General features: G+C 40.0%; 9 protein-coding genes. 4 read left to right on the forward strand and 5 right to left on the reverse strand.

Features of this window, described 5'->3' with window-relative positions:
• Positions 1 to 148: 148 nt before the first annotated feature.
• From GQR46_RS12695 to GQR46_RS12710, 4 genes are all read right to left on the reverse strand, one after another.
• Complete coding sequence (locus tag GQR46_RS12695; protein WP_165741145.1) at positions 149 to 793, reverse strand: SDR family oxidoreductase; 645 nt, start codon at positions 791 to 793, stop codon at positions 149 to 151.
• An 80-nt stretch (positions 794 to 873) separates the two neighbouring features.
• Positions 874 to 1,614, reverse strand: a complete 741-nt coding sequence (locus tag GQR46_RS12700) for an SDR family oxidoreductase (RefSeq protein WP_165728950.1) — start codon at positions 1,612 to 1,614, stop codon at positions 874 to 876.
• Between the two features lie 10 nt (positions 1,615 to 1,624).
• A complete protein-coding gene (locus GQR46_RS12705; RefSeq protein ID WP_110924242.1) occupies positions 1,625 to 2,536 on the reverse strand; it encodes a haloalkane dehalogenase in 912 nt (303 codons plus the stop codon).
• A gap of 67 nt (positions 2,537 to 2,603) precedes the next feature.
• Positions 2,604 to 2,984, reverse strand: coding sequence for a hypothetical protein (locus GQR46_RS12710; protein WP_165728949.1), 381 nt, complete (start codon positions 2,982 to 2,984; stop codon positions 2,604 to 2,606).
• Between the two features lie 153 nt (positions 2,985 to 3,137).
• Between GQR46_RS12710 and GQR46_RS12715 the strand changes: the two genes are divergently transcribed.
• The 4 genes from GQR46_RS12715 (at position 3,138) to GQR46_RS12730 (ending at position 6,030) form a co-directional block, all read left to right on the forward strand.
• The gene (locus tag GQR46_RS12715) at positions 3,138 to 3,746 is read left to right on the forward strand and encodes a TetR/AcrR family transcriptional regulator (RefSeq protein ID WP_165728948.1); all 609 of its coding nucleotides are present in this window, start codon (positions 3,138 to 3,140) and stop codon (positions 3,744 to 3,746) included.
• Positions 3,747 to 3,826: 80 nt separating this feature from the next.
• Positions 3,827 to 4,258: a hypothetical protein gene (locus GQR46_RS12720; RefSeq protein WP_165728947.1), complete on the forward strand. Its 432-nt coding sequence runs from the start codon at positions 3,827 to 3,829 to the stop codon at positions 4,256 to 4,258.
• A gap of 81 nt (positions 4,259 to 4,339) precedes the next feature.
• Complete coding sequence (locus tag GQR46_RS12725; protein ID WP_165728946.1) at positions 4,340 to 4,720, forward strand: MmcQ/YjbR family DNA-binding protein; 381 nt, start codon at positions 4,340 to 4,342, stop codon at positions 4,718 to 4,720.
• A gap of 56 nt (positions 4,721 to 4,776) precedes the next feature.
• The gene (locus GQR46_RS12730) at positions 4,777 to 6,030 is read left to right on the forward strand and encodes a crosslink repair DNA glycosylase YcaQ family protein (protein WP_165741146.1); all 1,254 of its coding nucleotides are present in this window, start codon (positions 4,777 to 4,779) and stop codon (positions 6,028 to 6,030) included.
• Positions 6,031 to 6,499: 469 nt separating this feature from the next.
• Here the strand turns inward: GQR46_RS12730 and GQR46_RS12735 are convergent, their stop codons facing one another.
• Positions 6,500 to 8,083, reverse strand: coding sequence for a sulfotransferase (locus GQR46_RS12735; protein WP_165741147.1), 1,584 nt, complete (start codon positions 8,081 to 8,083; stop codon positions 6,500 to 6,502).
• Positions 8,084 to 8,099 lie beyond the last annotated feature (16 nt).

Genomic DNA, 8,099 nt, shown 5'->3' on the forward strand with positions numbered 1-8,099 from the left:
TCTTTGTAAAGGAACGGTTTCACCTGCTTTAGAAGTGATTGTTTCTATTTCTTGAAGGTAGTTTTGCATATTATTTAAAACTCTAATATTAATAGCTTCTTTCGCTAATATATTATTTTATAGTGGTTAGCGAATCGTTGGTTATAAATTAATTGCTAGCGGTTAATGCCGAGCTAATTACTTCATTACCATGATAAAGTTCAAATATCTGGTTACTGACTTCGTCACGATTAATGTAATACTCTATTGATTTAGCGACATCTTCTCTGCTAATGAATAAATCATTCGTAGAAGTCGAACGCGTGGTTGTTATGAGCCCGTTGCCTTTATCATTAGTAAGGAGTCCCGGTCTAAGAATGGTGTAATTTAGGCCACTGGATAATAGGTACTGATCGGCAAAATACTTTGCCACCAAATAGGGTTTTATTTCTGATTCAAATTCGTCAGGGTCTTGTGCGCCTAAACCACTTACCATTACAAAATGTTGTATACCTTCCTTTAAAGAATAATCAACTGCTTTTTTTGCTGCCCATAAATCTATTAGAAGTGTTTTATCGTCGCCTGTATTACCGCCAGAACCTGCACTAAATACTACTTTATCGCAGTCCTTAAAAGCGTGTTCAAAATCAGTTTCAAGATCGCCAACAACAGCCTCTACACCCATATTTTCTAACTTCTCAGCTTGTTGTTTGCTACGAACCATTGCGAGCACTGGGCGATCCTGATTGTGAAGCAACTCAACCACTATTTTACCAATCTGGCCATTAGCGCCAATAATGAGTGTTTTTTTCATTTTTTATACCTTTTAAAGCAACTGTTTCACGTTGACCTGCCAAACAAAATACAAAAAAGGCAGGATCAACTCACATTAGATTAGAAGTCTTGAATTGTTGGTCTGATAATAATTTCGTTAATATCGACATCATCTGGTTGTTCAATCGCATAGGCGACAGCTTTAGCAATAGATAACGCTGGAATAGCGACTTTATAAATATCTTGAACAAATTGAGAGGTGGCTTCATCCGAACTACCGAATTTTAATTCAGAATCAATTAAGCCAGGTGATAATAGCGTTGTACGTATATTGCCACCCACTTCCGCTCTCAATCCTTCTGTTATCGCTTTAACCGCAAATTTTGTACCGCTATAGACAGCCGAACCCGGTGAAACTTTATGTGCAGCAACGGAAGCGAGATTAATAAAGTGACCACTATTTTGTTTGGTAAACACGGGAAGTGCAGCGGCGATACCGTAAAGTACCCCTTTGATATTAATGTCGACCATGCGATCCCATTCATCAACCTTAACCTCAGCCATCGGAGCAATTGACATCAAGCCGGCATTATTGACCATGACATCTAAGCGTCCAAAAGTCTCAATCGCCTTGTCGACAAGCATTTTAACCTGATCGGATTTGGTGACATCCATCGTGACATATTCAGCTTCGCCACCCTCAGCACGAATATCATTTACGATAGCTGCTAGTTTTTCACTACGACGCGCACCCAATACGACTTTAGCACCTTTTTGAGCCAGAAAACGCGCAGTTGCTTCACCTAAACCACTGCTTGCACCCGTTATAACAATCACTTTATTTTCTATATTTGTATTCATTGGATATAGCCTATTTATTATTCATTTCTAAGTGAACAAGCGCTTTTTCTGCAATTTCAACACCGTATTCTTGAACAAAGTGTCCTGCTTCTGCAATTTTTAAGGGCTCAGGGCAGCCTTTAATAAAGCTTCTTAAGTACTCCATTGGGCCTTCGCCTAAAGCTGTATCTTTCATGCCTATCGCCATGAAACTTTGACCGTTCCAGTCTTTTGACCAAAACTCTCTTGCGCGTTTTCCGTGCTCAACACCATCCATCGTTGGCTCGACAGGCACCATGGCGGGAAAGCGTCTTACGCCTGCTTTATAGCTGTTATCTGGAAATGGCGCATCGTAAGCTATAACATCCATCACAGATACGGCTGGCCCTGCGTCACAGGCAAATAAACCACCGACTGGTATTTCAGGGGCATTTGCGCAGAAATCTCGCCACTGATAAAACCCTTCAGGGGCGGTTTCACCCACCGATATTGCCGTGTTCATAACAATCAAATTTTTGAATCGATCTTGCATATCCATTGGGATTGTTAACCCTAGAATTCCGCCCCAGTCTTGACAGACCAACGTAATATTTTTCAGATCAAGGCGTTCAATTAATCGCATTAAACTATCACGGTGAAAATCAAAGGTATAAACCGATTCATCAACGGGTTTATCTGAACGACCAAAGCCAAACAAATCAGGCGCAACAACACGATGACCAGCGCCCGTAAATATAGGAAGCATTTTTCTATATAAGTAGCTCCATGAAGGCTCACCGTGTAAACATAAAAAAGTGTTTTCAGATGAGGAATCACCCTCGTCGATGTAGGCCATGCGTAAAGACTCAAAACCAGCTAAATCATCAATGTAGTTAGGTTGGTAAGGAAAGGCCGGTAATACAGAGAATCTTTCTTCTGGTGTTCTTAATGCTTTAATCGTCATAATATTTCTCCTGAAAAGTAGTTTATTTAAGTTAATGTTATCAATGCTAAAATTATTAATTTATAAGTTACTGAGTTTTGCCTAAAAATAGGGATTTAAAGGGCTGCTCGGATGCTCGCATACTGCCAATGATGTAAACAAAGGCGGTAATAAGATCCATGACAGAAATATAGACAAAGATCTTTGGTGCCAAGCCTAATGAAGCGGCATATGTAACAATGATAAAGCCGACCATTCTTACCAATCCGTTCCAAACAATAAGAGGGGCACGGGTTTTAATGTCTGAAGTAGCCCAAAGTAACGCAGCGCCCATAAGCATAAAAGATACGCCCAATACCACCGTGATAATTAACGTGTCTGCTTGAGGTGCCATCAGCGCTGAAATAATCATGCCTAGTGCGATTGGAAAGTTGAATAGAGCAGTAATTTGTACGAATTTTTTAAACATTTTTAGTTCACTTATTTTATACTTATGAAGCGATCGCTTCAGAATTGAGTTAATTGTGAAGCGATCACTTTGTAATGTCAATAGGGCGAATTGACATTTTGAAGTGACTGCTTCAAAATAGAGTTAATTAATATTATTTTTAAGGGCCACAGAGTGAAAGCAGGACGAAAAAGAGCGTTTGATAAAGAAGTCGTTTTAGATAAAGCGATGCGGTTATTTTGGGCCAATGGGTTCTCGGGTACTTCTGTTGCTAATCTTTCTTCTGAACTTGGCATTAATACGTCGAGTTTGTACGGAACGTTTGTCAATAAAGAGCAATTGTTCAAAGATGCTTTGGCACATTATCAAAAACAATATGTAGAAGTTAACTACAGACACCTAGTAGAGCCCTCAGATGCAACATTAAAAGCGCGGTTACAAGCTTGTTTCTATGGACTTATTGAGCTATTCACCAGCGATGAAACGCCCCGTGGATGTTTGCTTGTAAAGAGTGTTAATGAATCAGATAGTGTTGCGTTTCCAGAAGATGCGGTTGTTTATATGAAGAAATTAGGAACAGAAACTCAGCAAACATTGACAGGTTTATTCGCGTCTGGCATTGCGAAGACGGATATGCCCCAAGGCCAAACAGCTCAAAAACTGACTAACTATCTTTTATCAGTAAGTTATGGGCTGGCTGTTCAAGCAAAAGTAGGTCTGGTTGAAGATGAATTAAAGTCAGTCCTTGATCATGCTTTGAATTCTATTTTTGGTTACTCTTAGTTCAATAATTTAGATTGTTGCATGCATTACAGAATCTATCTTTTAATTAGCCATAAAAAATCAGAATAGACACGATATTTATGAATAACACATTAAAATTTAAGCAATTTATCGTCGTTATGTTACTAACGAGTATTTGGATCCACGTTGCCGAGGTAGCAAGAGCTATTTTAGTCGCGTTTCCTATGATGGAGGCCTTCTATGCCGGAAAGTTAGTCGTTGGACCAATGGCTGTCAGTAATGCATTGATATGGGGAATATGGGACACGATACTGGCGAGTACCTTGGTATTTATTTACTGGTTGTGCGCTCAAAGCTTTGGTCAGAATGTAAAATCGATCGTTATATCAGCCACTGTTACTTGCATGGCAACGCTGGGTGTTTTTTGGATAGGGTCTGTAAACTCAGGATTAGGAACGTGGGAAATGGCAGTTACTTTGGTCCCAATCGCATGGTTTGAAATGCTTATTGGCGTATTTTTAGCCAGTAGGTTATATGCGCGTTATCGCTAAAATATAAAGCGAGCTCATATATTTATAAGTCCATATAATGGGCTCTATAGCCAATAGACTATACAAACGAAGATCGACAATATGAACTATAAAGAATTTAATGATTTCTGTCGCGCATTAGAAGCAACCTCATATGTGGTCCAATGGCATAACTCTCATGTATGGAAAGTCGGCGGAAAGGTTTTTGCTATCGGCGGATTGGGAGGAGGGTTGGGAGAAGGTGATAAACCAGCCTTTATTTTTAAAACATCTGAACTGAATTTTCATTTTCTCAGTGAAATACCTGGCTATAAGCCTGCACCGTATTTTGCTTCTCGTGGAATGAAATGGATACAACACTACGAAAGCAACGATGATACTGATAACGACTTATCATATTACCTTAAAGAGTCTTATCGGCTTGTTTCATTAGGCCTGACAAAGAAAAAACAAAAAGAGCTCGGTTTAAACCAAACCCCTTAAAATAGGTTTAGGTTTACACGTTGCACGGATACTCGTTAATTATCTCTTAGGAAAATATGATTAAAATTAAACACCCTCAAGAGCTAGCGCGTTTACGCCGCCTTGCCCTGTCAGCACAAGGTTTGCTACAAACACAAGCTTTTGGCAGTGGTTTGGCTGGTGCGTGTAATGCAATTAACCATATTGGTTACGTACAGATTGATGCTATTTCGGTGGTAGAGCGTGCTCATCATCATATTCTTAACTCTAGAGTACCTAATTTCAAACCCGCTATGACCAATCAGTTATTACTCAATAAAGACATTTTTGAGTACTGGTCTCACGCTGCCGCTTTTTTACCGATTAAAGATTTTCGCTTCTCATTACCTTACAAACACGCGATTAAAAATGGTCAAATTCATTGGCATAAAGAGCGTGATAGCAAGCTGATGCAAGAATTATTAACTCGCATACGTATCGACGGTCCGTTGCGATCTCGAGATTTAGAGTCAAATGCTACAAAGCGTGCAGGTTGGTGGGATTGGAAACCTGCGAAAAAGGCACTTGAACAGTTGTATATGGAAGGTGACCTGATGGTTAGTAACCGAGAAGGTTTCCAAAAAACGTATGATCTAACTGAACGGGTATTACCTTCTGAGGTAAACTTAAAAATGCCCAGTATGGATGAGTTGGCCACGCACATTGTCGATCAACAGTTCCGCTGCTTGGGGGTTACCTCACTTAAAGGCTTGACTTATTTACGTCGAGATAACGAATTGCGCAACGCAGTGAAAAACTTGGTAGATGAACGATTAGTGCAAAACATTTTACAACAAGTGCAAATGAGTAGCGGTGAAATATTGTTAGTGGAAACCGAGGCGATTGAACGGCCCCTTCCCCGTCTGAATAACCGAATGTTGATCCTTTCGCCATTCGATAATAGTGTCATTCAACGTGATCGGCTCAAGTTGCTTTTTCAATATAACTATCAACTAGAATGTTATGTTCCTGCAGTGAAACGACAGTATGGTTACTTTTGCTTACCGCTACTTTATCGCGGTGAATTTGTTGGTCGTATGGATTGTAAAGTGCATAGAAAAACATCTCATTTAGAGATTAAATCACTATATTTTGAGCAACATAACTTTGAGCAGCATAACTTTGATCAAGCGTCAGTCATTACTGCCTTTGTAGACGCCATTATACCATTTTGTAGTTTTCAGAAATGTGACTCCGTTTCTTTAATTGAAGTCTACCCGAAACCGTTAAATGAAAAGTTACAAAGTGCATTAAAATCTATTATTAACGTTAATATAGGTCCCATAATATGAGTGCGCTGTTTGTCCTTGTTGTAAATCAACGTCTATCAAGGTTATAAGTGCAGTAACACTTTGTTCGTTTGACTCATTTACACTTTTAATCAAGCAGTGATAATGGGGTCGCGTCTTGCCTTTTGCCACTTTCAGTTTATGGCACTTTCTGGCCACTCGACAACATAAACGCGGTAAGTCGTGTTGTTGCTAGTCAATTCATCATTTTTGTCGGATGACGTGGCTTCGCCACTTATCCGACCTACGTCAAAAGGTAGGTTGGTTAAGCCGAAGGCGCCACCCAACAGAGTTTCAGATTTACGCCTTGAAGGTTCGCTATTGGCACTCTCTATTCACTCGACAACATAAAATATTGATAATAATTGGCCAGGTGTTTTACTGTGTCGGATGGCGCTTCGCTTATCCGACCTACACTTGCACAAGCGGGTTATTCTTGGTTCACACACCTAACTCCTAAGCTATAAAACTTTTACTCAAAACTGATGTTTTGCTTTAAAAAGTAATCTTCAATTTCATCAGTATTCGGCTTAAACGCTTTCCAGCGGCCAATTGCTTTATTGTTAAGTGGTTGGCGTACTTGCACCTTGCTTGCGGTAGAAACCGGTGCGGTGTTTAAGTGAAAGTCTATACACTGTTCTTGCCATTCGAGGTTACAAAAGCTCACTAAGTCTTTTATTTGCTGCTCGGGCTGTGCGACTAACTCTTCGTATTTTACTAATTTTATATTGCTGTGCAGGGCGCTAAAGTGCTGCATTAGTTTGTAAAAACGGCTGTAAAATTTAGCGGTGTCGAGTAAATCGAGCGAGTACGCGTAGTAGGGGTTATTAATGGTGAATAACTGGCGATAGTTGCCAATACAGGTGTCCATTGGGTCGCGCAGCATACAAATTATTTTGGCGTTTGGCAGTGCTTTGGTTATTAAGTCGATATAAAAAAAGTTAAACGGGAGTTTATCTATAAAGTGCTTATGGCTGCCTGTTATTACGCGTGTTGCGTTTAAATAGGTTGACCCAAGTTGATTAAAATCAAGCTCGTAGGCTTTACTGAGCGTTTGAGTGTCGAGCACGTGAGGTGTTTGTGTTTGGCTTAGCTTTTTAACGCTTAGGCCAAAGTCTTGTAATTCACCGGCTGATTGCACGTCGCTGTGGCTCGATAAAATACGCTCAACTAATGTGGTGCCAGAGCGGGGCATACCTAATACAAAAATAGGTTCGGCCGTTGGGTTACCCTGTGTTAGCGCTTGTGTGTGCTGTTCACTTAAGCGTTTAATATGTTCAAATAACTCAGTTGAGCTTTTATGATCAAACGGCTGCACAGCACGTTTTGCTACTTTACCTTGCTCTAACGCGTTAAAAGCCTCTGAATATTCACCAGTATCTTGATACTCTTTTGCGAGTGCATGGCCTATATGCAATTTTGCATCGGGGTGTGTTACTTGCTCAAACACGTTTTTTAAGCGTTCAATATGGTTGTTTTGCTTACTTACTTTAGTTAAATCACTTAATGCAAAATGACTTTGATGATGCAGCGGGTTAAGCGCTATGGCATTTTCAAAAGCGTGTTGGGCTTTATCAAATAGCCCTAAAAACTTAGCGCTTACACCGTAGTTATAATAAAACGGGGATTGAGCTTTGTTAGCCGCTGTAGCCAGTTTAATAGCGCGCTCAAAGTAGTTAAGTGCGTGTTCGTGAATGCCTGCTTGAGTAAGTGCAACGCCAAGTGTGTCGGCATCAAGGGCTTTAGTTATTTGTTTTAATGGCACCGATAGTGCGGTGTTTTTTGCTTTTTGTAATTCGCCAGTAAGTGCGTAACATTTAGCAAGTTGCGCGGTGTATTCAATACTTTGGCCAAGGGTAAGAGCTTTTTCGATGAGCTTTATTGCTTTGTGTATTTGCCCAACAGTTAAATTAACCATAGCTAACAAAAAATACCCATCAGCAAAGTCTGGTTTGAGTGTAACTAACTCCACTAGGGCTTTGTGTGCTTGCTCTATTTTACCTTGGTTTAGGGAGTGTATTGCGCTTTGATGAAGTTGCTTTAAATTTGGCTGCATGGTTTTGGTAATTATT

The organism is Pseudoalteromonas sp. Z1A6, from assembly GCF_011378745.1.
Lineage (GTDB): Bacteria > Pseudomonadota > Gammaproteobacteria > Enterobacterales > Alteromonadaceae > Pseudoalteromonas > Pseudoalteromonas arctica.

Coding starts and splice junctions, on each gene's coding strand:
- GQR46_RS12695 (WP_165741145.1), bottom strand. CDS start 793: ATGAAAAAAACACTCATTATTGGCGCTAATGGCCAGATTGGTAAAATA.
- GQR46_RS12700 (WP_165728950.1), bottom strand. CDS start 1,614: ATGAATACAAATATAGAAAATAAAGTGATTGTTATAACGGGTGCAAGC.
- GQR46_RS12705 (WP_110924242.1), bottom strand. CDS start 2,536: ATGACGATTAAAGCATTAAGAACACCAGAAGAAAGATTCTCTGTATTA.
- GQR46_RS12710 (WP_165728949.1), bottom strand. CDS start 2,984: ATGTTTAAAAAATTCGTACAAATTACTGCTCTATTCAACTTTCCAATC.
- GQR46_RS12720 (WP_165728947.1), top strand. CDS start 3,827: ATGAATAACACATTAAAATTTAAGCAATTTATCGTCGTTATGTTACTA.
- GQR46_RS12725 (WP_165728946.1), top strand. CDS start 4,340: ATGAACTATAAAGAATTTAATGATTTCTGTCGCGCATTAGAAGCAACC.
- GQR46_RS12730 (WP_165741146.1), top strand. CDS start 4,777: ATGATTAAAATTAAACACCCTCAAGAGCTAGCGCGTTTACGCCGCCTT.
- GQR46_RS12735 (WP_165741147.1), bottom strand. CDS start 8,083: ATGCAGCCAAATTTAAAGCAACTTCATCAAAGCGCAATACACTCCCTA.